This is a genomic window from Persicimonas caeni (genome assembly GCF_006517175.1).
GTDB classification, from domain to species: Bacteria; Myxococcota_A; Bradymonadia; order Bradymonadales; family Bradymonadaceae; genus Persicimonas; species Persicimonas caeni.
Genome location: NZ_CP041186.1, coordinates 971,825 through 996,241, shown reverse-complemented (window position 1 = coordinate 996,241; position 24,417 = coordinate 971,825). Strand labels below are relative to the sequence as shown.

16 protein-coding genes are annotated in these 24,417 nt (G+C 63.4%); 6 read left to right on the top strand and 10 right to left on the bottom strand.

The window, feature by feature from the left end; genetic code table 11:
* Positions 1-139 precede the first annotated feature (139 nt).
* The 4 genes from tsaB to FIV42_RS03745 form a co-directional block, all read right to left on the bottom strand.
* Positions 140-889 carry a tRNA (adenosine(37)-N6)-threonylcarbamoyltransferase complex dimerization subunit type 1 TsaB gene (gene tsaB, locus FIV42_RS03760; protein ID WP_168210382.1) on the bottom strand — a complete coding sequence of 250 codons (750 nt, stop codon included), beginning with the start codon at positions 887-889 and terminating at the stop codon, positions 140-142.
* Positions 886-2,604, bottom strand: coding sequence for an RIP metalloprotease RseP (gene rseP, locus FIV42_RS03755; RefSeq protein ID WP_141196383.1), 1,719 nt, complete (start codon positions 2,602-2,604; stop codon positions 886-888). The genes tsaB and rseP overlap by 4 nt, the downstream gene beginning before the upstream one ends.
* 54 nt (positions 2,605-2,658) lie before the next feature.
* Positions 2,659-3,495 carry a phosphatidate cytidylyltransferase gene (locus FIV42_RS03750; protein ID WP_141196382.1) on the bottom strand — a complete coding sequence of 279 codons (837 nt, stop codon included), beginning with the start codon at positions 3,493-3,495 and terminating at the stop codon, positions 2,659-2,661.
* A 63-nt stretch (positions 3,496-3,558) separates the two neighbouring features.
* Positions 3,559-4,449 (bottom strand): J domain-containing protein, encoded by an 891-nt coding sequence (locus tag FIV42_RS03745; protein WP_168210381.1) that lies wholly within the window; start codon positions 4,447-4,449, stop codon positions 3,559-3,561.
* 172 nt (positions 4,450-4,621) lie between these two features.
* On the opposite strand from FIV42_RS03745, the gene galU reads away from it, so the two are divergent.
* The 3 genes from galU to FIV42_RS03730 are packed head-to-tail and all read left to right on the top strand — an operon-like array spanning position 4,622 to position 6,706.
* Positions 4,622-5,506, top strand: a complete 885-nt coding sequence (gene galU, locus FIV42_RS03740; RefSeq protein WP_141196380.1) for a UTP--glucose-1-phosphate uridylyltransferase GalU — start codon at positions 4,622-4,624, stop codon at positions 5,504-5,506.
* 1 nt (position 5,507) lies between these two features.
* The gene (locus FIV42_RS03735) at positions 5,508-6,113 is read left to right on the top strand and encodes a hypothetical protein (protein ID WP_141196379.1); all 606 of its coding nucleotides are present in this window, start codon (positions 5,508-5,510) and stop codon (positions 6,111-6,113) included.
* A gap of 50 nt (positions 6,114-6,163) precedes the next feature.
* Positions 6,164-6,706 (top strand): O-acetyl-ADP-ribose deacetylase, encoded by a 543-nt coding sequence (locus tag FIV42_RS03730; RefSeq protein ID WP_141196378.1) that lies wholly within the window; start codon positions 6,164-6,166, stop codon positions 6,704-6,706.
* On the opposite strand, the gene FIV42_RS03725 is transcribed toward FIV42_RS03730, so the two are convergent.
* The 4 genes from FIV42_RS03725 to FIV42_RS03710 form a co-directional block, all read right to left on the bottom strand.
* Entirely contained in the window at positions 6,707-7,855 is a 1,149-nt protein-coding gene (locus tag FIV42_RS03725; RefSeq protein WP_141196377.1) for an NAD-dependent epimerase/dehydratase family protein, read from the bottom strand. It abuts the gene before it with no gap.
* 157 nt (positions 7,856-8,012) lie between these two features.
* Positions 8,013-10,985 (bottom strand): heavy metal translocating P-type ATPase, encoded by a 2,973-nt coding sequence (locus FIV42_RS03720; protein WP_141196376.1) that lies wholly within the window; start codon positions 10,983-10,985, stop codon positions 8,013-8,015.
* Between the two features lie 22 nt (positions 10,986-11,007).
* Positions 11,008-11,943: a prolipoprotein diacylglyceryl transferase gene (locus FIV42_RS03715; RefSeq protein WP_141196375.1), complete on the bottom strand. Its 936-nt coding sequence runs from the start codon at positions 11,941-11,943 to the stop codon at positions 11,008-11,010.
* A 164-nt stretch (positions 11,944-12,107) separates the two neighbouring features.
* Positions 12,108-12,536: a hypothetical protein gene (locus tag FIV42_RS03710; protein WP_141196374.1), complete on the bottom strand. Its 429-nt coding sequence runs from the start codon at positions 12,534-12,536 to the stop codon at positions 12,108-12,110.
* 158 nt (positions 12,537-12,694) lie between these two features.
* Here FIV42_RS03710 and FIV42_RS03705 point away from each other — a divergent pair, with 158 nt between their 5' ends.
* From FIV42_RS03705 to radA, 3 genes are all read left to right on the top strand, one after another.
* Positions 12,695-13,081, top strand: a complete 387-nt coding sequence (locus FIV42_RS03705) for a DUF4234 domain-containing protein (protein ID WP_141196373.1) — start codon at positions 12,695-12,697, stop codon at positions 13,079-13,081.
* 226 nt (positions 13,082-13,307) lie between these two features.
* Positions 13,308-15,563, top strand: a complete 2,256-nt coding sequence (locus tag FIV42_RS03700) for an OmpA family protein (RefSeq protein ID WP_141196372.1) — start codon at positions 13,308-13,310, stop codon at positions 15,561-15,563.
* Between the two features lie 117 nt (positions 15,564-15,680).
* Complete coding sequence (radA, locus tag FIV42_RS03695; protein WP_141196371.1) at positions 15,681-17,102, top strand: DNA repair protein RadA; 1,422 nt, start codon at positions 15,681-15,683, stop codon at positions 17,100-17,102.
* Positions 17,103-17,108: 6 nt separating this feature from the next.
* On the opposite strand, the gene FIV42_RS03690 is transcribed toward radA, so the two are convergent.
* On the bottom strand, positions 17,109-20,633 hold the full coding sequence (locus tag FIV42_RS03690) for a vWA domain-containing protein (RefSeq protein ID WP_168210380.1): 3,525 nt from the start codon (positions 20,631-20,633) through the stop codon (positions 17,109-17,111).
* A 229-nt stretch (positions 20,634-20,862) separates the two neighbouring features.
* The gene (locus FIV42_RS03685) at positions 20,863-24,342 is read right to left on the bottom strand and encodes a VWA domain-containing protein (RefSeq protein ID WP_168210379.1); all 3,480 of its coding nucleotides are present in this window, start codon (positions 24,340-24,342) and stop codon (positions 20,863-20,865) included.
* Positions 24,343-24,417 lie beyond the last annotated feature (75 nt).

The following is a 24,417-nucleotide window of genomic DNA, read 5'->3' as shown; positions in this document are numbered from 1 at the left end:
GATGCTGGCCGCAAAAACACATGTCGCGGCCACGTACGAAGTGGCTTCGCCGTCGGGATCAATTGGCGAGCATGGCATTTTGAGGGGAAATTAACGGTTGCGGGCGTTGAATACAAGCAAAATCGCAGAATTTTTAGAGTCAACCCTTGTAGTTCAACTCGGCATCGGTCGGCCGAATATAATTCGGCTCCAACGAGGCAACGTCGGCGAGGTGGCCGTGTTGGGCTTTTTGGCGGCCGATTTGGGCGAGGCCGACCGCCGAGGGGCCGTCGGCCCAGGCGGGCATGAGGGTGACGTCGGGGGTCTCCCAGTTGACGTCGGGCATGTCCCAGTCGGCCAGTTCGTCGTATTTGCGCGGGCCGTCGCCCACGATGATGACGGGGCGCGAGGAGCTCGCCAGCTCGAGGATTTTCTGGCGCATGGCGGCCGGTGAGGCGGTGCGGTCGGGCTCGAGTTGGGTCAGGTGGGACTCGTCGTAGGCGTATAGCCCGGCGTAGACCTCCTGGCGGCGGGCGTCGTACATCGGGCAGACGGCGGCGAATTGGTGGCCGATGGCCACCGGGTAGGCCAGGGCGGCGAGCGTGGAGACGCCCACGATGGGGATATCCTCGGCGCGGGCGAGGGACTTGGCGATGGCCAGGCCCACGCGCAGGCCGGTGAAGCTTCCCGGACCCACGCCCACGGCGATGAGGTCGAGGTCGCCCACCTCGAGCTTGTGCTCGGCGAGCGTCTGGTTCAGGTGGCTCAGCAGCGTGCTGCCGTGGTTGAACTTCACCTTGCGCTGCGAGTGCTCGAGGACGGTCTCGCCGTCCATCAAGGCCAGGGATTGGGTGCGCGTGGCCGTGTCGATGGCGAGCACGCGCCGCCAGCTCTGTTCGGTACTACTCATTCTTGGTTGATCCATTCCGCGATGTCTTCCCAGTTGCGTTCGATATCGTTTTTGAACGCCAGGACCATCAAGAACACAATCATGGCGATGCCGATATAGGCGGCGATTTGGCGGGTGCGGTAGCTAAGAGGCCCGCGCTTGACCGCCTCGAGGGCGTACAACAGCAAGTGGCCGCCGTCGAGCACCGGAATGGGCAAAAGGTTGATGATGCCCAGGTTGATGCTGATGAGCGCCATCATCTGCAAGAAGGGCTGCCAGCCGGCTTTGCCCGCTTCGGCGGCGAGCTCGCCGATCATGATCGGGCCGCCCAGGTTGTCGAGGCTGACGCGTCCCTGAGCCATGCGCACGAAGCCCATGACGATCATCTCGCAGAACTCCCAGGTCTGCTCGACGCTCACCTCGGCGGCGTAGGCCATCCGGGGGAAGAAGGGGAAGGCGACCTCGGGGGCGGCGACGCGCTCGGAGATGTGACCCCAGCCGATATAAACGCGGTAGCGCTCCTGGTTGCCCTGGCCCTTGAACTTGGTGACCTCGGGGGCGAGCGTGGTCGTGACGGTCTCGCCGTCGCGCTCGTAGCTGAGCTCGTACTCGGGCTCGACCTCGATATCCTCGACGCCTTCTTCCTGGAGCTCGACGATCTTTTCGTTGACGTCGTTGGTGATCTTTCGGTTGAGCAGGCTCCAGTTGGAGTGCTCGCGCCCGTCGAGAGCGACGAGCTTGTCGCCGGTCTGCAGGCCGGCCTTGGCCGCCGGCGAGTCCTCTTCGACCTTGGCGACGAACATCTCGGCGGGCTCGAGGCCGAGCTCGTAGCCGTCGTCGGTCTTCGTGGCCGAGGCGGTGATTTCGTCGACCTGCTGGGCGTAGAAGCGCGCGTAGCCCGGGTCGACGGGCACGCGGTGCAGCACGACCATGTCGAGGGGCTCGCCGCCGCTCTGGCGCACCTTCGACTCGACCTCGTCGAAGCGCTCGACGTGCTCGCCGTCGACCGCCTCGATCTTGTCGAAGGTCTTCAGGCCGGCTTTGGCGGCCGGCGAGTCGGGGTTGGAGATGCCCACGGTGGTGCCGTGGGGCTGCAGGTGGATGCCGAGCATCCCGTAGGTCTGCTCGCGCAGGCCCATGAAGTCGGTGGTGCGCTTGGTCTCGGGCTCGACGCGGACTTCGTGGCGCTCACCGTCGCGGATGAACGTGACGTCGATCTCGCGGCCGTACGACTCGCCGATGGTCTCGGAGAGTTCGTGCCAGTAGGTGACTTCCTCGCCGTCGATGGCCACGACCTTGTCGCCGGGCTGCAGGCCGACTTCGGCGGCGGGCGTCTCGGCGAAGACCTCGCCGATGACCGCCGGCGGGGCGGTGCCCTGGGCCATGGTGGCCACGAAGTAGATGACCACCGGCAGAATCAGGTTGAAGACCGGGCCGGCCAGCGCGATGAGCGAGCGCTGCCAGATGGGCTTCATCATCAACGCGCGATCGCGGTCCTCGTCGGCAATCTCTTCGACCTCGCCCAGCTCGTAGCCGAGCATGCGCACGTAGCCGCCCAGCGGCAGCGCGCAGATCACGTACTCGGTCTCGCCTTTGGTGTAGCTGACCAGAGTCGGGCCCATCCCGATCGAGAAGCGCAAGACCTTCACGTCGAAGAGCTTGGCGAAGATGAAGTGTCCCAACTCGTGGACGAAGATCAGGACACCGATGAGGATGATGAAATAGACGAAACTCATGAGCGATCGTGTGCCGGGTTGGCCGTCGCGCCCGAGGCGCGCATGGGCGCCGCTTTAGAGCACGAAATGAGTAAAGAAGATGTAGAACCAGGGCGAGGCGAAGATCAGACCGTCGATGCGGTCGAGCATGCCGCCGTGACCCGGAAGGATATTTCCGCTGTCCTTGATGCCGTGAGCTCGTTTGATGAGGCTCTCACTCAGGTCGCCGAGCTGCGCCAAGATATTGGCCGGAATCGCCATCACCAGCACCTGCCATACCTCGAGGCTGGTCCATGCCGCGTCGAAGGAAAACAGGTAGTTGAACAAAAACCCAAAGCCGATGCTCGCGGCGATGCCGCCCAGCGAGCCCTCGATGGTCTTGTTGGGGCTGACCGCCTCGTACAGCTTGTGCTTTCCGAAGGCGCGGCCCGCGAAGTAGGCGCCCGTATCCGAGCCCCACGTCACGCCCATGGCCATCAAAATCCAGTAGGGCCCCGCAATGCCCGCATCACGCACGAGCAGCGACAGTGTGGTCAACACCACTCCGCCGTACAGGATTCCGGTGATACTCGAGCCGATCTGGTGGCTGACGCGTTCCTGGTCGTCGTAGCTGAACAAAAAGACGATGAAAATCAGCAAGAAAGCGACCGCGGTGGCCTCGACGAACCACTCGGACACAAAGTAGAGCACCGCGGAGATGCCCGCGGCGACCAGCACCGAGACGACCTTGGCCAGGCGATTCTCGTCGCCGTAGGTGATGCTGCAGTACTCCCACACCGAGGCCATGCCGGCGAAGGCCACCAGCAAGAACGTGCCCCATGGCGGCGCCATAAAGATGATCGCCAACAAGAGTGGGATGGCGACGATCGCCGTGAGCACCCGCGTAACGAGATTGGAACGCTTTTTTTCCATGGATACGACGTCGGTGGAGAGGAGGGCGCGCTCGGGGCGCGCCGTCGGGCCGGTGTCGAGAGGCTAGCCGCCTAGCTTCTGTTCGATTTCGGCGATCTTGTCTGCAATGGCCGTGTTATTCGGCTCCATGCTCTTAGCAAATTTGAGATTCTGGAGCGCGCTGGTCAAATTTTGGCCGGCGATGTCGCTCTGGGCGAGCTTCAAAAACTTCTTGGAGGCCGCCGTCTCGCCGATGTCGACCAGCGATTTGGGGCCGGTGTCTTTGCCGGCTTGATCCTCGGCGCTCAGGCGAAGCTCGCCGCGTTTGATGGCGTCCTCGTAGGCCGCGCGCAGCTTGCGGTCGGCCAAGACCTGATACGCTTCGGTCATCGCCTTGTAAAGCTTTGTCGCCTTTTCGTGGATCGCCTTGCCCCACTTCTCGTGGCGATATTGGCGGTAGCGGTCCGGGTGGTAGCGCTGGCTGAGCAGGTCGTACGCCTTGACCAACCGGTGGTGCGGCGCGTCCTTGGGGATGCCCAGAATCTGGAAGTAGCTCTGCTGCTCGATAGGCTCGAGGCGCGCGTTGAGCTCGCGGTAGAAGAGGCGCCACTTTTCCAGGTCTTGGGCGCCCGCCGAGGTGTCGACCAGTTGGCCGAGCGCGTTGCGGAAGACCGGCCCGGGCACCGGATATTTCAGGGCGCGATCGAAGGGGCCTTCGGCCGGGGGCGTGTCGCTCGACAGCCACAAGATATTGGGCCCGTCCGCCTGTTGGCGAAGCTGGCCGCACAACTGGGCGGCGGTGCCGTCGGCCAGCTCTTCGTGGACGATGGCCACAGGCACGTTGCGCCCGGCAATTTTTTGGGCGATGCCGGCGCCTGTCTTGGTCGCAATCGGTTTGAACTTGCCCTCGGGCAGGTCCGAGACAATCTTGCGCAGGAGGTCGACGTCCCCGCAGGCGATGAGGATTTGTTGCATCGTAAGCTTCCCGTCTCGAGAAGGCATGAACTGTAGCGCTCGCGACGTTATAGCAGCGAAGGCATAGAGGAGTGAAGGAGAGCCAAATGACTTTTTTGCTCGTTCACTTTTTACTTTTGTCGCGCGGTTGGTATCGTCGCCGAGTAATAGTTACCCAAACGGACCATACAACATGAACACCAAACAGGTACGCAAGGCCGTCATTCCGGTGGCCGGCTTCGGAACACGTCTGCTGCCGGTGACCAAGTCGGTACCCAAAGAACTCCTGCCCATCGTCGACGTGCCCGCCATTCAGGTCATCGTCGAGGAGTGCATCGAGTCGGGCATCGAAGAGGTCGTCTTCATCACCGGCCGCGGCAAAGGCGGCATCGAAGACCACTTCGACTACCACTACGAGCTCGAGAAGCTGCTCGAAGAGCGCGGCAAATACGAGGAGCTCGAGAAGGTGCGAAAGATCAGCGGGATGATCCGCACCATCGCCGTGCGTCAGAAAAAGCCGCTCGGCCTGGGCCACGCCATCTACTGCGCACGCGAGGTCATCGGCGACGAGCACTTCATGGTGCTCCTGCCCGACGACATCATCTCGAGCGACCCGCCGTGCACCCGTGAGATGATCGACGTGTTCGAGAAATACGGCCAGGCGGTCGTCAGCCTGCTGGAGGTGCCCGCCGAGGAGACCAATCGCTACGGTATCGTCGCCGGCGAATCGTGGGCGCCGGGCCTGCACCGCATCCGCACGCTCATCGAGAAGCCCGAGCCGGAGATTGCACCGTCGCAGCTGGCCATCATCGGCCGCTATCTGCTGCCGCCGATCATCTTCGACTACCTCGCCGAGGCCAAGCCCGACGAGTCGGGCGAAATCCAGCTCACCGACGCCTTGTCGCGCCTGGCGCGCGAGCGGGCCATCGTGGGCTACGAGTTCACCGGCATGCGCCACGATATCGGCGACAAGCTCGGCTTTTTGACGGCGAATATCAGCTACGCGCTGCGCCACGAAGAGATCGGCGAGAAGCTCAAAGAGTACCTGCGCCGCAAGTTCGAGAAGGGAGATATCTAAGGTGCGTCGTTGGGTGACGATCTTGGTCTCGGCGCTGCTCCTCTTTGGCAGCACGGCTGCGTCTGCGGCCGTGCCGCCCCTGAAGACGGCCAAGCAACGCCAACAGGCGCTTCGTAAAGAGGCGTCGAAGGCCAAGCTCGACATCACGGTCACCGTCACCGCCGGCAGCTTGGCCAGCTACGCCAAGTCCGGCGTGGGGCTCGGCGAGTCCACGGGGCTGAAGTTGCCCGCGACTCGCGGCGAGGCGTCGTTGGCGCTCGGCGCCGGCGGCGCGCTTCCCTGGAAGGTGGTCTACGCGCTTCTGACCGCCAAGGAGCCGATCACGGCCCTGCAGGAGCACGTGGGCAAGATCGACACGTCTCGCACGAAGATCGAGACGCTCGACGGCCACTTCGTGTACGTGTGGGGCGACTCGCCTCAGGTCGCGTTGAGCCGCGATTTGGCCCGCATCCGGCGCATCACGGCTAAGTCGGGCGAGCACACTTGGGAGTTTCGGCTTTCCGGTGAGCTCGGCGTCGCCGGTCTTCCCGAACGCATCCACGTGCTGCGCTCGGGCGAGCCGTATGCGAACGTCGAGTTGGGCTTGCTGCAATCGGCCTCCCCGTAAAAACCTCACAAGAACAACAATAGCGAATACGACACCATCAGGAGGGAAGCATGCACGTCGAAGTCAACGGTACGACGCTCCGGCTCGTCCAGGGCGACATCACCAACCAGCGCGTCGACGCGGTGGTCAACGCGGCCAACTCGTCGTTGATGGGCGGCGGCGGGGTCGACGGAGCGATTCATCGAAAGGGCGGTCCGGAGATTCTCGAGGCGTGCAAGAAGGTGCGCGAGGAGATGGGCGGCGCGAAGCTTCCGACCGGCGAGGCGGTCACGACGACCGCCGGCAACATGCCAGTCGAGAAGGTCATTCACACCGTCGGGCCGGTCTGGAAGGGAGGCGATGCAGGCGAGTACGAGTTGCTCGCCAATGCCTACCGCCACAGCCTCGAGCAGGCCGCCGAGCACGGGCTGAAGACGGTGGCGTTCCCGTCGATCTCGACGGGCGCCTACGGCTTTCCCATCGAAGAGGCGGCCGAGGTGGCCATCGAGACGATTCGCGAGTTTTTGGAGAACCACCCCGACACCTTCGACGAGGTGCGGATGGTGTTGTTCTCGGTCGACGACCTTCAGGAGTACGAAAGGGCGTTGATGTAATCACGCGCGCGGTCGCTCTTGTCCCTCGGGTTCACTCTTGGGGCCACTGGGAACGCCTGCATGCTCGCGGCGTTCCTTTTCTTTTTCCTCCAAAAACTTCGGCGGCTCGAAGTCGTGGCGCTCGTACCAGGCGAGCGGGTCGCTGCGCAGCGAGTCGATGATCTTGGGGATCGTGTCGCGCAGACTGCGCTTGGGCTCCCAGCCCAGGTATTTGCGCGCCCGGTCGATGTTGAGCGCGTAGTGATCGTCGGCCAGATCGACCATCCACGGCTTGATGAACGGGTCGCCGGCGATGGGCGTGCGGTCTTGGATCCACGCGCCCACCTTGGCCAGGGGTTTGGGCACGCGAAGGGTGTTCCAGCCGCCGTCGCGTAGCTCTTGGCCGATGAGTTGCTGGAGCTCACCGTAGCCGATGACTACAGGCTCGCCGAGCAAGATGGGCAGGTGCTCGGGCAGGGTCTCGCGGCGCTCGACGGCTGCGTCGACCGCGTCGACCAGGTCGTCGAGGTGCAAAAAGGATTGGCCGCGGTTCAGGTCGCCCGGGTAGACGTTGGCGGTCACGCGCCGCTCGAAGATGCGCCGGATCTGGCTGGCGATGGGCGGCGAGTTGCCCTCGTCGTTGTAGACGCCGGCGATGCGCAAGATCAGCGCCGGGATGTCGCCGCGGTGCTCCTCGATGACCTGTTCGGCCTCGATCTTCGACTCGGGATAGGGCCAGTTGGCCTCCAGCGGCGAGTCCTCGTCGATGCGCTGCCCCGGCTCGCACGCCTCGTGAACGAGCATCGTGCTCGTAAAGATGAACTGCTCGACGTCGAAGTCCTGAAGGGTGTCGAGCAGACGCTCGGTCCCCTCGATGGTGATCTCTTGGTATTTGGGGCTGGGCGCTCCCGAAAAGTCGTAGAACGCTGCCAGGTGGATCACCGAGGCGATGGTGTCGCCGTATTCGTCGCGCACATGCCCGAGGCCCTCGCGCACGCTGTCGTCGGAGGTGATGTCGAACTCGACGAAGTCGACGTCACCCTCGGGCGGGCCGACCACGTCGAGCCCCACGATATTATAATCGTCCGACAGACGCTCGATGAGCGCCTCGCCGATGAACCCGCTACATCCGGTCATCACGATTGTCGGTTTCTGCTGCTCGGTGGTCATGATTTGGCCTCGCTCGCCGGGAAGTGACTCGCTCGGAACCAAATTTAACCGCTAGATATGTGGGTAAAGCTCAAACGCCCCGCAGCTTCAACTGCGGGGCGCTAACTACGGGGCGCTAATAATGGGCGCCAACAAGAGCGGTGCGTGGACGTCACGCTCACGCAATCTTGCGGCGCTTGAGCAGAAGCGAGTTGCTCACCACGCTCACGCTGGAGAGCGCCATCGCGCCGGCGGCCATCGCCGGGATGAGGAAGCCGAAGGCGGCCACGGGGACCAGAAGCGTGTTGTAGACAAAGGCCCAGAACAGGTTCTGCTTGATCTTCGAGTAGGTGCTGCGCGACAGCTCGACGGCTCGGCGCACGCCTTTGATATCGCCGGAGACGAGCGTGATGTCGGACGACTCGATGGCGACGTCGGTGCCGGTGCCGATGGCGATGCCCAGGTCGGCCTGAGCCAGCGCAGGGGCGTCGTTGATGCCGTCGCCGACCATGCCGACGATGCGCTTGCCGCCTTGCTGCAACTCTTTGACGGCGTCGGCTTTGTCCTCGGGGCGAACGCCGGCTTTGACGTGCTCGGGGGCGATGCCGATCTCTTTGGCGACGGCGGCCGCGGTGGCCTCGTTGTCGCCGGTGATCATCCAGACTTCGACGTCGCGTTTCTCGAGCCAGGCGACCGTCTTCTTCGACTCCTCCTTGATTTCGTCGCGCACGCCGAAGAGCCCCAGGAGCTGGTCGCCCTCGGCCAATGCCACGACGGTCTTGCCGTCCTTCTGCATGGAGAGGATTTCGTCGGTGTGCTTGGCCTCGTCGTCGCCCAGAATCCAGGAGGGCTTGCCGATGCGAAGCTCGCGGCCGCCGATGACCGCCTCGACGCCGTCGCCGGCGACCGAGCGGAACTCGTCGACTTCTTCGAGCTCGATGCCGGCCTCTTCGGCGTGGCGCACGATCGCCTCGGCGATGGGGTGCTCGCTGGGGGCCTCGAGGGAGGCTCCAAGGCGCAGGAACTCCTCTTCCATGATGCGCGAGCGTACGTCGGTGACCCCCATCTGGCCTGTGGTCAGGGTGCCGGTCTTGTCGAAGACCACCGCGTTCAGGTCGCGCGCTTGCTCGAGGGCCTGGGCGTCGCGGATGAGGATGCCCATATTGGCGCCCTTGCCGGTGCCGACCATGATGGCGGTGGGCGTGGCCAGGCCGAGCGCGCAGGGGCAGGCGACGATGAGCACGGCGACCGCCGGGAGCACGGCGGTGGCGAGGCTCGCGCCCCAGATGAGCCAGGCGGCGAAGGTGATGATCGCGATGACGATGATCACGGGTACGAACACCGAGGAGACGCGGTCGGCGAGGCGCTGGATGTCGGCCTTCGACTCCTGGGCGCGCTCGACGAGCTCGATGATCTGAGCCAGGGCGGTCTCGCCGCCGACGCGCGTGGCGCGCACGACGAGGCGGCCGTCGGTGTTGATGGTCGAGCCGATGACCTCGTCGCCTTCTTCGCGGGTCACGGGCACCGATTCGCCGGTGAGCATCGACTCGTCGACGTCGGCGCGTCCTTCGGCCACGACGCCGTCGGTGGGGATCTTCTCGCCCGGTTTGACGAGCATCTCGTCGCCGTGTTGGAGCTGGGCGACGGGGACTTCGACCCATTCGCTGCCTCGTCGCACCCGTGCGGTCGATGCGGCCAGGTCGAGGAGCGCCTCGATGGCGGCGCCGGCCTTACCCTTGGCGCGCGCTTCGAGCCATTTTCCGACCGAGATGAGCGTCAGGATCATCGCCGCGCCGTCGAAGTAGACTTCGCCCTCGGCGATGGTGGTGCCAAAGAGCGCCGCGACGGCCACGACCATCGAGAAGCCCCAGGCGACCGACGAACCCATGGCGATGAGGGTGTCCATGTTGGCGCGGAAATGCTTGAGGTTCTTCCACGCGCCCTCGAGGTAGGGCTTGCCGACGTAGGCGAAGACGATGGTGGTCAGGTAGCCGAGCAGGCCTAGGCGCCACGCCTCTGCGGTGCCCGACAGCATGAAGTCGAACCACATCGGGCCCATTTGCATGAACAGGATGGGCACGGTGAGCACCAGGCCGGTGACCCAGCGTTGCTTCCACTCGCGCGCCTCTTCTTCGCGGCGCTCGCTCATGCGGCTGCGCTGCTGCTCGGCCGGGGCGGGGGCCTGGGCGACCGCGCTCGCATCGGCGGTGGGCGCCTCGACGTCGCGTACTTCGTAGCCGACGCCTTCAATCGCCTTTTTGAGTCGCTCGATGTCGGAGTCGTCGGCGCGGTCTTTGCCGAGCCGGACGGAGGCCCGCTCGGTGGCAAAGTTCACGCGTACGCCAGCCACACCCTCGACATCCTCGAGAGCGTGTTCGACGCTCGCCACGCACGACGCACAGGTCATCCCACCCACGTCAAAGCGCACTTCGGCGCCGTCGTCGGCGGTAGCTTTTTCGGCAACCGAATCCGGCACCGGGTCTGCGGAATCCGGCACCGGGTCTGCGGAATCCGGCACCGGGTCTGCGGAATCCGGCACCGGGTCTGCGGAATCCGGCACCTGGTCTGCGGAATCCGGCACCGGGTCTGCGGAATCCGGCACCGGGTCTGCGGAATCCGGCACCGGGTCTGCGGAATCCGTCGCCCCAATTTTCAGTTTTGCGGGATATCCCACATCCCCGACCGCCTCGGCGATCTTCGCCGCCAGCGCGTCGACGTCGAGGTCATCAGCGGCGTCGAGCTCGACCACGGCGCGATCTTGGTCGTGGTCGACCTCCACGCGGCGAAAATCGCCCAATTCGAGGATGGCGTTTTCGACTCGCGAGCTGCACTTGCCGCAGGTCATGCCTTCGACGTCGAAGGTCAGCGTGGTCGGCTGGGCCTCGTCGTCGTTATCGGGGGGAGCACTTTCGGCGTGTTCCTCGTTGGAACGCTCGGCGGGATAGCCGATTTCGGTCAACGCGGCAGTGATGGCTGCGGCCAACGCCTCGTGGTCTTGGCCGGAGTCGTCCCCGAGGTCCACAGTGGCGCTGTTGGTCTCGTGGTCGACTTCGACGCGAGGAAAATCACCCAACTCGAGGATGGCGTTCTCGGCGCGTGAGCTGCACTTGCCGCACGTCATCCCCTCCACGTTGAACTGCAATGTTGTCATCAAGGTACCGTTGCGCGCTTGGTTACTTCTGTTCGTCACGTGGCTTGCGCTTGAACTGCTTCCACTCCATCGGAGGGTTGTCTTTGACCTTCAAGAAGATCACCAAGCCTGCCGTAAAGATGCCGATGGAGACGTATTGGGCGGGGGTCAGACCCAGGTAACGCGCGTCGCCGCCGTAGGTGTAGACCTCCGGCTGGACGTGCAACAGGTCGAGGAAAAAGCCCACCACCGGGTTGACGTCGATGTCGCCGCGGGCCGACTGCGGCCACACGCGCATGAAGTCGAGGATGAAGCGCACCGGGGCGTACATCATGAAGACGAGGCCCAAGAAGAAGCCTTTGGGCCGCGGCTTGCGGTCGAACCAGAAGACGGCGGCGACGATGACGGCCCACCAGATCATCTCGTAAAAGCCCAGGTCGTGGCGGATGGTGCCGTCGGGGAACTGGAACGCCAGCGGCCAACTCTCCGGTGCGATGGCGCCCGGGTGGTCGTGAACCGACGCGCAGCCCATGCGCCCGAAGAACCAGGCGATCGGAATGGACCAAGCAGCGTGGTCGGCCCACATGAGCAGGTCCATGTCCTTGTGGGTCGCCTTCCAGATAAATACGGCGATGATGCCGCCCAGAAGACCGCCGTAGCTCGAAATCGAGCCCCATACCTCGAACAGGATCCACGGGTTCTCGGCGAGCTTCTCGGGCTCGTAGAACACCACGTTGAACATGTGCGAGAAGATCCACCCGAAGATGATCAGGAAGATGCCGAAGTTTTGGACCGATTCACCGCTGACGCCGAGTTTCTTCTCGCCGCGCCAACTGGCCGCCGTCAAACAGGCGATCAGACCGATGGCCACCAGCATGCCGAAGGAGTGAACCTGCAGGGGTTTATCGATGATGGGCAGGCTTTCGACTAGCGTCCACGGCCCAAATTGCCAATAGGGCAGGGCGGCAAGCATGTTCATAATCAGCTCCGAGCGTAATTCTCATCCAGAGTGAGGCGAACCCGAGCAAATCGGGCATAACGCCATGCGGCACACCTACCGCAGTTGCGCTATTACCTCAACATTGGGTCGAGCCTACTAACGGACGAGGCCGCTCGTTTATTTGCTCTTTCTTCGAATTACCTTCAGCGCCTCGCGCGGTGCAGCTCGGCCTCGAGGTAGTCGCCCCACGTGTCGAGCTCGCCGGCTGAATAGATGGGGGAGCTGTCCTGCTCGTGGTCGAGCACCGCCAGTCGCGCGCTGCCGGCTGCACTTTGGGCGACGGAGGCGGTAATGTGGGTGGGACCCATCTCGAGCACCACGGAGTCGGGGCGGCGGTGAACGTGAGGCTGGCCGAGCGTTCCGTGGCCTCCAAGCACCCTGGCGGTTCCGATGCCAATGCCGCATCCGCGAGTGTAGCCTCGGCCGTAACCGCCGAGCGATTGTCCCCCCGCTATCCTGCCAAAGCTGGCCTCGAACTCTTCGTCCGACATGGTGATATCATCGTCGAGGTAGCCGCAGGCACTTGCGGCGCAGATCAAGCCGCAACACATCAGCATTGGGACCATTCGCATCGGGACATCTCCTTTCTCGTTATTGTATGGGCTCGCTGTTGAATAAGTTCACACTTACAGACAAGCGCATCCGGCCGATGTTCCATGGCGGTGTTGCAATGCACGAGCTTTCGGTAAAACTACTTGGCGAGGGCTTCCGATAACTCAGGAGCACGACCATGCAACGTGGCGAAACCCGACATCCGATCCAAATGCTGTGGCTCTCGGTCCTCACCTGTTGTCTCTACGCGGTGTGGTTCGTGTTCTTCGCGCTGCCACGCGACATCAACCGCGGGCTGGGCCTCGAGGAGTTCGACGGGCGCCGCGAGCTGTTGTTGACCGTGCTCACCTGCGGGGTGTGGGGGCTGTGGTATTGGTGGCGTTTGTGTGAAGCCCTCGTGCAGGTCCAACGCGCCTGGGGCGTGCCGCCGGTGATGCGCTCGCCGGTCATGTTCTACACGCTCTTTGTGGGGATGGGGCCCAGCGCCGCTCAATGGGCGCTGAACAACGCCTGGGAAAACGGCACGCCCGGCGGTTTCGGTTACGGATCCTACTACGATCTTTGATGCCGCTTTCCTAATTTGCTCGCGCGTCCTAATCTTAGGCGCGTTTTGGAGAAATGAGCCTGCGCTGGCGATGCGACGACGATCCCGTTTTAATGGGCGCGCCGGTTTCTTGACCTGCGTGCCAACTCCAGTTAGCACTGAGGGACGTTAGATCTTTGCGTAAGACGAGTCTTGCTGGCCGCTCGAACCTGTTAGATCCGGGCACAGCGGCGAAGGGAGTATGTGGATGAAAGGTCGTGACTTCGAAGGGAAGCATGGAACCGCCGGCATCTCGGCGCGGCTAAAGGCCCTGGCGTTTGCAGCGGTCGTTGCGCTGGCCGCCGCTCCTGCGGGCGTTTCGGCGCAGGGGCTTCCTACCGCCGACGATTTGGAGTCCGAGCAGCCGACCGACGAGGAGGTCGAGCCCGAAGCTCCTGCCCAAGAGGAGCCGACCGAGCCCGAGCAGCCCGAAGCGCCCCCCGAGGCCGAGGACGCGGGCGAGAGCGAAGCCGAGGCAACCCAGCCGGCTGAAGAGACGACCGAGCCGGAGGCTGCCAGCGACGAAGAGGGCTCCGAGACCGTCGAAGCGCCTGCCGACGCCGAAGCCGGCGACGCCTCGGCCGAAGACGATACCCGCTTTGCCGCTCCCGGCATCAACATCGAGGGCGCGCGCGGCTTCCAGCACATCACCTCGGCGATCGCCGGCAAGCCCAACACCTACCATGTGGGCTTCCTTGGAAACTTCACCAAGGGCTCCGACGTCATTCGCTACCAGGACGAAAACGAGTTCGTCGGCGGGAACTTGTTGTTCCAGGCGACCATTCTCGAATACCTGTCGGCCAATATCGGCGTGCGGGCCACCAACAACGTCAACACGTTCGGCCGACCGCAGGCCATGCTCGCCCAGGGTGACGTTCATCTGGGCGTTCGCGGCCACTATGTGCCGCAGCCCGGCTTTCACGTCGCCGGCGACATGACCGTCTTTTTCCCGACCGGGTTTTCCTCGGCGGGACTCGACGCCAGCGCTACGAGCTTCCGGCCGCGCATGCTCGCGACCGCCGAGCTCGGCGAGTTTTTGCCCGAGGCCAACGGCAAGAAGGTGCCGCTGACGGCACACTTCAACTTCGGATTCTTGTTCGACAACAGCTCGTCGCTCGTGCCCGACGGGCTGCGCCCGACCCGCGTCGAGCGCTTCGCGCACAATATCAGCGCCTACGACTACTTGCAGTTCGGCCTCGGCTTCGAGTACGCGCTGCCTTACGTCTCGCCGTTTTTGGCGTGGAACCTCGACGTGCCGGTCAACCCGGACGCCGGGGTGTGCGCCGAGGCGGCCACACTGCCATGTCTGACCGACGAGGGCTTCGCTGCCTTCCCCGACACGCTGAGCTTGGGCGTGCGCGGTGAGCCGATCGAGAACCTCGGTCTGACCGCCGGCGTCGACATCGGGCTGACCGGCGCCGACGTCAATGGCATTCCGGTGACGCCGCCCTGGCAAATGATCGTCGGCGCGAGTTGGGCGATCGATCCCGAGCCGAAGATCGAGTACGTCGAGAAGGTCGTCGAAAAGGAAAAGGTCGTCGAGAAGATGCCCCCGCAGGGCTTCATCGTCGGCACCGTCACCGACAAGAAGACCGGCGAGCCCATCGGCGGCGCGGTGATCCGCTACATGGTCGAGGGCAAGAAGACCCCGCAGGCTACCAGCCCGCAGGGAACCTTCCTTTCGTACGGCTTCGACCCGGGCAAAGAAGTCCAGATCAAGGTCAGCCATCCCGACTACCACGCAACGGAAGCGCGCCAGATGATCGACGGGGAGGGCCAGGTCGAGCTGGCTGTCTCGCTCGACCCGATTCCCAAGCAGGGCACCGTCGGCGGCACGGTCATCGACCAAGAGGGCAATCCGATTCCGAACGCGACCATCAAGCTGACCGGACCGGACGCCGTCGAAGTGACCACCGGCGTGACCGGCAAGTTCGAAAAAGAAGTCGCGGCCGGCGACTATACCGTCGCTGCCAGCGCCGAGGGCTTTCTGACCGGCGGTCGTGACGCCGAGGTCGCCAGCAACAAAGAGCTCCAGCTCGAGATCACCCTCAAGCCCGAGCCCAAAGAGAAGCTCGTCGAGGTTCAGGAAGACCGTATCCGCATCAAGCAGAAGGTCTTCTTCGAGACGGGCAAGGCCAAGATTCTGCCGCGCTCCTACGATGTGCTCAACCAGGTCGCCTCGGTCCTTCTGGAGACCCCGCGTATCGAGCAGCTTCGCATCGAAGGCCACACCGACGACGTGGGCGCCGAGGACTACAACCTCGAGCTGTCACAGAGTCGCGCCGATAGCGTGCGCAAGTACCTCATCGAGCAGGGCATCAGCCAAGAGCGCATCGAGGCCAAAGGCTTCGGCGAGTCCCAGCCGCTGGTCCCCAACGCTTCGGACCGCAACCGCTCGTTGAACCGACGCGTCGAGTTCCGCATTGTCGACCAGGGACTCGAAGAGAAGGGCGACGAGAAATAATTCGGTCGCTTGACGCCGTTCGAGTGGGCGAGCTACAAGTGCTGAACCTGTGTTCAGTGCGAGTGGCTCGCCCACTTGCTTTTCTTGTGGCCCTTTCCGTGGTCTTTTGGAGGAACGATGGCAAAGCCAAGAACGATCTACGTGTGCCAGAGCTGCGGTCACGAACACCACAAGTGGGGCGGCAAGTGCAAGGGCTGCGACGAGTGGAACACGCTCGTCGAGGAGATCCGTGGAGGGGACAACGACAAGCCGTCGGGTGGCAGCGCCAAGGCGGGCTACGGCGCCGAGGGCGGCGCCGAGCCGGTGCGTATGAGCGAGGTGGAGTTTACCGACGAAAACCGCGTCCACAGCGGCATCTCGGAGTTCGACCGGGTCCTCGGCGGGGGCTTCGTGCCCGGAAGCGTCGTCTTGTTGGGCGGCGATCCGGGTATCGGCAAGTCGACGCTGTCGTTGCAGGTCGCAGGCCACTTCGCCGAGCGGGAGCTGGACGTTCTGTACGTCTCGGGTGAGGAGAGCCTCTCCCAACTCAGGATGCGTGCGGAGCGGCTCACCATCGACGCCGACAACGTGTGGGTCGTCGGCGAGACGATCCTCGAGCGCGCCGAGAAGCGCCTGCGCGACAAGAAGCCCGATCTATTTGTGGTCGACTCCATCCAGACCTTGTCGACCGAGCGTCTGACCTCGTCACCGGGGAGTGTCGCGCAGCTTCGTGAGGTCACCAGCGCGCTCACGCAGTTGGCCAAAGGACTCAATATCCCCACGGTCCTCATCGGCCACGTCACCAAAGAGGGCGCCATCGCCGGGCCCAAGGTACTCGAGCACATGGTCGACACCGTGCTGTACTTCGAGGGCCAGCCGGGCATGAACTACCGGGTGCTGCGGGCGGTCAAGAACCGGTACGGCTCGACCAACGAGATCGGCGTGTTCGAGATGCGCGGCTCGGGCCTGCACGAGGTGTTGAACCCGTCGGCCATGTTCCTTGCCGAGCGCCCCGAGAAAGCTTCTGGTAGCGCAGTCGTGCCGATTGTGGAGGGGACAAGACCCCTGCTCGTCGAGATCCAGGCGCTCGTCAGCCCGAGCAACTACGGGCCGCCACGCATCACCAGCATCGGCGTCGATCAGAACCGCGTGATGCTGCTGCTCAATATCATTGAAAAGCGCACCGGGCTCAAAGTCGCCGGCCACGACGTCTTCGTCAACGTCGCCGGTGGCGCACGGGTCTCCGAGCCGGCGGCCGACTTGGGGATCGCCGTGGCGATCTTGTCGAGCTACCTCGATCGAGGTGTGCCGTCGAATACGGTGGCGTTTGGAGAGGTGGGGCTCACCGGCGAGGTCCGCGCGGTGACTCAGGCGCTGGCGCGCCTTGGAGAGGCAAAGAAGTTGGGCTTCGAGCGAGGCGTGTTGCCGCGTGGAAACGTCTCCGAGATCGAAGAGGTTTCCACGCCGGACAACACGCCTTTTGCCGGCTTCAAGCTCGACTTCGCTCGCACGCTCGCCGACGTCATCCGTGCCGTGTTCGGAAAAGACGTCTTGAGCTAATCGGCGTTAGCCGTCGCGGCGTCGTCGCCAGCCAACCAAGCCGAAGAGCAGGGCGGCGATCGCTGCACCCAAGCCGGTGGGGGCGTTGTCACCGGCCGCCGAGCAGGCGGCCTGAGGCTCGCCCTCGGGCTTGCTGGGCGCCCAGGTGCGGGTGGGCTCGTAGGCGGTGTTCTCTCCCGAGACCATGCCCTCACCACACTGGCACTCGCCGTACTGCTGTTGGTGCTCCATCATCTTGGTGAACTCGTCTGCGCCGTCGGCTTTGGTGCCGCCGACCGAGTCGGTGTGACCCGGAGGGCAGGTGCAGGTGTCGCGGTAGCTGCAGTACCAGCCGTCGTACTCTTCGCCGGCGATGCTGTACTGAGGCTCGTCCCACTCGTCCAGGTTCTCGGAAAGGTCGTCGATGGAGCCATCGCAATCGTCGTCGACGTTGTTGCAGATCTCGGGCATCCGGCTGCGAACTTGCTCGCAGTAGGGGAAGCCGTCGGCGTCGCAGGCGTAGGCGCCCATGCCGCAGCGACCGGTCTTGGTCCATCCGCTGCAAGTATCGTCCGGGTTGTCCGCACAGGGGAACTCGGTGAACTCACACATCTCGCCGTCGGCCGTGTAGGCGGTGTCGCCGGTGGTCGGGTTCGACGGCGGCGAACTGGGCGTGCAAGCGACGTAGTCACAGGAGGTGCCGACCAGATCGGGGTCGCACATGCGGCAGACCTGGGTGGTCAGCTGTTCGACGAGGTCGGTCTTGGTCAGGTCACACAACTCGGGGGTCAGCTTGACGGAAGTGCGTCCTTCGTTCGAAAAGCTCCAGCCATCATCCTGATAGCTCGCGCAGTTGGCGATGCCCAGGTTGCACAATTCGTCTTTGAAGTCGCGCTGTGCATCGGTGTCATCGGTGTGCGGCACGTCAACGACAGTGCCCAGGCTCGGCACGTACAGCTTGACGCGGGTGGCGTCGGTGAATTGGGGCGCCGAGTCCATGCCGTCGAGCAGTGAAAGCGGGTAGGTGCATTCCATGCTCGACAAGATGGCCTGCAGCTCGGCGTAGAGCGCGTTCTCATCGTCGGCAAACTTCGAGCCGGTGCACACGTAGTCGTTGTCCAAGAAGGCCGAGTCGTCCTGGACGCGCTTGAGCGCGGTATACTCGCTGCTGTCGTATTCTTCAGCCCTGTCGTTGCCCCAGTCGTAGCGTTGACGGACGACATACGACAATGTGTCCTCCATCTCGCAAATCATGTAGCGGTAGAAGGCGCCCGGGTTGCTGCCCGTGGCGTTGGGGTTGCCGGCGTTCGAATCGCAGTCGATGTTGTCGGGGTTCCCCACAAGGTTGGCGTACGCAAACATCGAGAAGTCGAGCGCCATGTCGAGATCATCAGCGACTGTACCGGTGCGATACGAGTCCTTGGTGTGCCCGCGGGCCGCGTGCGAATCGACGATTTCTCGCCAACCGGCGTACCAGACCGGCTCGTAGGTCTGCAGCCAGGTCTCGAGCTCGTTGACGATGCGCTGGCCGTTGTCTTGCTCGTAGCGGTACATCTCGCACGGCGAAGCTTCACGCTCGGTGTCGCAGGTACCATCGCTGGCGAAGCAGCAGCTGCCCGTGCCGCCGGCCGCGGCGATGAGCGAGTTGAGCTGCTGGTTGCCGTCCTGATAGCCCACCGAGTAGGTGGCCACCGGCGAGCCGGAGCGCGTCTTCAGGTCACACAGCAGTCGTACCGCTTCGCGCGTGGTGAACGCCTGGTCGGGCGCACCATCGGTCACGAAGATACCGGCGTTGGGCCGCGTCGAGTCTTGCAGCGCTGCTTCATCACGAAGCTGTTGGGCGGCGACGTGGAACGCGGTGCCGCCGCTGGGAGCGTTGTCGTCGTAGGCGTCGTCGATCATGGTGCCCGTCATGTCTTCCTGAGCCCCGTACGCGTAGGCCGGGTAAGAGCTCCAGAAGTGCACGCCGAGGCGAACTTTGTCGCAATAGGTTCCGTCGTCCTCACAACCTGCCCCCTCGTAGCTCCAGGTGGCCAGGTTCTCGGTGACTTGCTCGGCCGAAGTCCAACGGTTGCCAGACATCGAGCCGGAGCGGTCGACCACGAACTGCACGTTGGGCTGCACGAGGCCGACGTCGTGGACCTGCTCCTGGCCACAGGCGGCCGAGTCGCAACTGTCGTTGCCCGGAAAGCGCTCACATACCTGTCGGTTGTTGATGCACTGGTATTGACCCAGCGTGCACTGGCTGCCGTCGTTCAGGTCGCAAAGCTCGTTGAGGTTCGGGCAGTTGACGTTGATCGTCGAGTCACCGCTACCGATGCTCTGGCAAAGCGAACTGCCGCCTTGCGACACGTAATAGAGATTCTTGTTCTCATCGACGAATTCGATGCCGTTGCCCGGCGTCAGCGTAATGCAGCCGTCGCCATCTTTGTCGCCGTGCGACGCGTCGATGGGCTCGCCGTCGATCTCACCGCAGTACTCCACGGAGAGCTGGTCGGGAGGGATATTCGACGGGCGCAGCTGGATGCACGAGAACACCGGCCACAGATAGGCCGGCTCTCCGGGGTGGTTGCCGCTACAGGGGCTTCCCTGCAAGTTACACTTCATGTCGCTGAACTTGTCGTGCTTCATCGCACCGGGCGCAGCAGGCTTGCCGGTGGCCGTGCAATTGTACTTCGCGTCGTCGATGTCGCTGCGAAGGCGCGTTTCGGTGTGGACGATCCCGCTGCTATTCTGCTCGAGCAGATGCTCACACATGTCGAGCGTCTGGCTCGAATCGGTCGGATCGCAGCTGCCCGCAAATGCCGGCTTGTAACAGCATTGCCCGGTTCCCCCGGCTGCTGCGAGCATGCCCCCGAACAGCTCCGCGTCGGCGTCAGCCAGCGGCGAGGTCATCACCCAGGTCGGCAACGAGAGATGTTGGCCGCCATTGCCTTGGTACAATTCGCAGGCGGCCAAGAGTGCTTCGCGCACCTGGTCCTGGGTGGCATTGTTGGTCTGTGGCAGGTTCTTGATGAGTTGCAGCGTCAATTGGGGGCGGTCAGGCCAGTTCGTACCCAATTCGTTGTTGAAGCGATTGTCTCGATACTCGAGCATCGCCTCGCCGAGGGTCCGCTGCTTGAAATCGTCGCAATACAGATCACCGGCGTCGCTCTGGAGTTGGGCGACGTGGTAGGGGCCGCCCGTGGTAAGCTGGCCGCCACCGTCTTCTTGGGGCGGTGACAGCGGCGCGATCGGGTCCGGACAGATGTTATTTGACGTATTCGGGCCACGAAACATCGTCAGGCCGAAGCGCAAGCGATCGCAGTCCGAACTGGGCACACCGTTTTGGTCGTAGGTGCACGCCCCATCCTCCCAGTAGTTGCTGATCGTCGTGTTGAGCATCGGGCCTGACTTGTCGGTCTGGCCTCCCGAAAAGATATCAGCGCCTAACAAGATCGTGACGTCCGGCGCCTTCCACTCCCCGTCTGCGTGCGCACTCGGGGCAAATGCTAGGAAGGTGCCCAGCGTGACGGCCCCCAAGAGCGTCTGCTTGAAACGTTGATTCCCCATTTTCTGACCCTGTGTCGTCGATGCGCCTGCAGTGCGCATCAGTAAAAAAATATACTTTTTTGATTTGAGTATGTGACATCGTCAGCTTAGTGGGGATTGTATTCCCCTGCAAGCACACAACAGATCTTTTTTGGGGGGCTTGCCACAGTTCTCGAGCCTTCAAACACAAAAAAGCCCGGAGGACTACAGCCTCCGGGCTCTTGCTTCGTTTGTGATGATTTAACGGGCGTCAGTTGCGACGCCGGCGCCAACCGGCAAGACCAAAGAGCAGGGCGACAAGCGCGGCACCCAGACCGGTGGGCGCGTTATCCCCACTCGCCGAACAAGCGGCCTGGGGCTCGCCTGCGGGCTCGTCGGGCGCCCAGGTGCGGGTGGGCTCGTAGGCGGTGTTGCCGCCTGTGACGATGCCCTCTCCACACTGGCACAGACCGTTCTGCTGCTGGTGCTCCATCATCCGGGTGAATTCGTCCGGACCGTCGGCTTTGGTGCCGCCGATTGAGTCGGTGTGGCCCGGAGGACAAGTGCACGAATCACGGTAGCTGCAGTACCAACCATCGTATTCTTCGCCGGCGATGCTGTACTGGGGATCGTCCCACTCCTCCAGGTTCTCCGCCAGGTCATCGATGGAGCCGTCGCAATCATCGTCGACGTTGTTGCAGATCTCGGGCATCCGGCTGCGGTTCTGGTCGCAGTACGGGAAGCCGTCTTCGTCACAGGCGTAGGCGCCCATGCCGCAGCGGCCGGTCTTGGTCCATCCGCTGCAGGTACGGTCCGGGTTCTCCGGGCAGGGGTACTCTTTCCAGGCGCACATCTCGCCGGCGGCCGTGTAGGCAGTGTCACCCACCGTCGGGCTCGCGGGCGGCGCGTCGGGCGTGCAGGCGACGTAGTCGCAGGCGGTACCCACCAAGTCGGGGTTGCACATGCGGCAGACCTGGGTGGTCACTCGCTGAACATCCGGGGTCTTGGTCAAGTCGCACAACTCTGCAGAGAGCTTGATAGCGGTGCGGCCCTGGTTGGCAAAGCTCCAACCATCGTCCAAATAGTTGTCACAGTTGGCGATTCCGAGGGTGCACAAGCTGTCTCGGAAGTCGCTTTGCGCGGCTGTGTCGTCGATATGCGGCACGGGGACCACGTCACCCAATCCCGGCAGGTAGAGCTTGACCTGGGTGGCATCGGGCCACTCGGGGGCGCTATCCATGTCGGCGAGAAGCGACAGCGGGTAGGTGCACTCCATATTCGACAGGATGCCCTGCAACTCGGTGTAGAGGGCGTTTTGGTCGTCGGCGAATTTCGCGCCGGTGCATACGTAGTTGTTGTCGAGGAACGCCGAGTCGTCGTCGACTCGCTTGAGTTTCCAGTAGTCGGCCAGAGAGCCGTACTCATCGGGAAGCTTGTTGTCGTCGTAGCGCTGGCGCACCACGTGCGAGAGGGTGGGTTCCATCTCACAGAGAATGTAGCGGAAGAACGCACCGGGGTTTGCCGAGGTCGCGTTCGGGTCGCCCGAGTTCGATGCGCAGTCGATCGTGTCGGGATCTCCGACCAAGTGGTCGTAGGCGAAGGCCGCCACGTCGTAGACCATGTCCAGGTCATCGGCGACCGTGCCGGTTCGGTAAGCGTCCGTGGTGTGGCCGCGGGATTCGTGCGAGTCGGTGATCTCGACCCAGGCGGAGTAGCTGAGCGTGCCGTGGGTTTGCAGCCACGTCTCGAACTCGGTGACGATACGCGCGCCGTTATCCAACTCGTACTGGTACATGTCACAGGGTGACTTTTCGCGCTCGGTGTCGCAGGTGCCATCGCCGGCAAAGCAGCACGATCCCGTGCCACCGGCGGCAGCCACCAATGAGTTCAGGTTCTGGTTGCCATCCTGATAGCCCACCGCGTAGGTCGCCACCGGCGAGCCGGGGCGCTTTTTGATGTCACACAGCAGTCGGACAGCTTCGCGAGTCGTAAAGGCGTGGTTCGGAATACCGTCGGTCACGAAGACGCCGGTGTTTGGCCGATTATCGTCTTGCAGGGCCGTCTCGTCTCGCAGTTGCTGGGCGGCCACGTGGAAGTCGGTGCCGCCGTTCGGCGTGTTGTCGTCGAACGCATCCTCGACCATCGTGCCGGTCAGGTCCTCTTGGGCGCCGTAGGCATAAGCAGGGTACGAGCTCCAGAAGTGTACGCCCAGACGCACTCGGTCACAGTGCTGGCCGTCGTCGTCGCATCCGCTGCCCTTGTAACTCCAGCTGGCCAGGTTCTTGGTGACGGCCTTGGCCGAGGTCCACCGGTCGCCGCTCATCGAGCCGGAGCGGTCGACCACGAACTGCACGTTGGGCTGCACCAGTCCGGTCTGGTGGATCGACTCTTTGCCACAGGCAACCGAGTCGCAGCTGTCGTTGCCGGGGAAGCGCTCGCACACTTCTTGGTCGTTGATGCAGGCAATCCGGCCCAGCGAGCACTGACTGCCGTCGTTCAGATCGCACAACTTATTGAGGTTGGGGCAGGTGACCGTGGTGTACGAGTCGCCGCTGCCAATACTCTGGCAGAGCTCGCTGCCGCCGCGAGTGAAGTAGTAGAGGTTCTTGTTCTCGTCGACGAACTCGATGCCGTTGCCGGGCGTCAGCGTGATGCAACCGTCGCCGTCTTTGTCGCCATGGGTGGAGTCGATGGGTTGGCCATCGATCAATCCACAGTACTCTACCGAGAGCTGGTCGGCAGGGATATTCGACGGGCGCAGCTGGATGCACGAGAAGATAGGCCACAAGTGGGCGGGGTTGGCGACACTGTCGTCGCACGGGCTGCCCTGAAGGTGGCACTTCATATCGCTGAAGTTGCTATTTTGCATCGCACCCGGTCCCGCCGGCTGACCGGTCGCCGTGCAAGCGTAGCGGTCAGCGGTGATCTCAGAGCGAAGCTTCGACTCGGTGTGCACGGCAGTTCCCGACGATAGTTGACGCAGGTGATCGCACATGTCGATCACCTGAGTCGGATCGCTGGGGTCGCAGGTACCGCCGAGCGTGCTGGCGTAGCAGCACTGGCCTGTGCCGCCGGCCGCGGCGAGCATGCCTCCGTAAAGCGTCGCGTCATCCGTCGCAAGCGGGGAGAGCATTACCCAAGTTGGCATCGACAGATGCTGGTTTCCGTTGCCTTCGTACAGCTCACAAGCCGCCAACAGCGACTCACGCACTTGATCTTGGGTGGTGTCGTTGGTCTGCGGAAGCTTTTCGATCATCGTCACGCTGAGCTGCGGGCGATCGGGCCAGTTGGTGCCGAGCTCGGTGCCGAAACGGTAGTCTCGATAGGCCAGCATCGAGGTGCCGTAGGTGCGCTGAGAATAGTCGCTGCAGTAGGCGGTACCCGCATCGGTCTGCAGCTGTGACATCTTGTACGGCTCGCCGTCGTTGATGAGCTTGCCGCCGCCGTCTTCTTGCGGGGGGACGAGCGCGGCGTAGGGGGTGGGGCAGTAGCCGGGGTTATTCGCCAGGTCTTCGTCGGCTCCCCGATACATCGTCAAGCCGTAACGCAGACGATCGCAGGTGTCAGACGGCTCTAGCGTTACCGGGTCGTAGGTGCAATCTCCAGCAAAGTAGTAGTTGGAGATGGTCTCGTTCATCGTCGGGCCGCCCTTGTCGGTCTGCCCGTCATCGACGAAGTCGGGTCCCAAAAAGATCGTGACGTCTGGAGCCTTCCACTCACCGGCGGCCATCGCCGGAGACGCTGCACCCATTGCCATAACGAGCGCTAGAGAGCTCGTGAATACGCCTATAACGCCTTTGTGATTCATTGCCGCCACCCTTGCCCT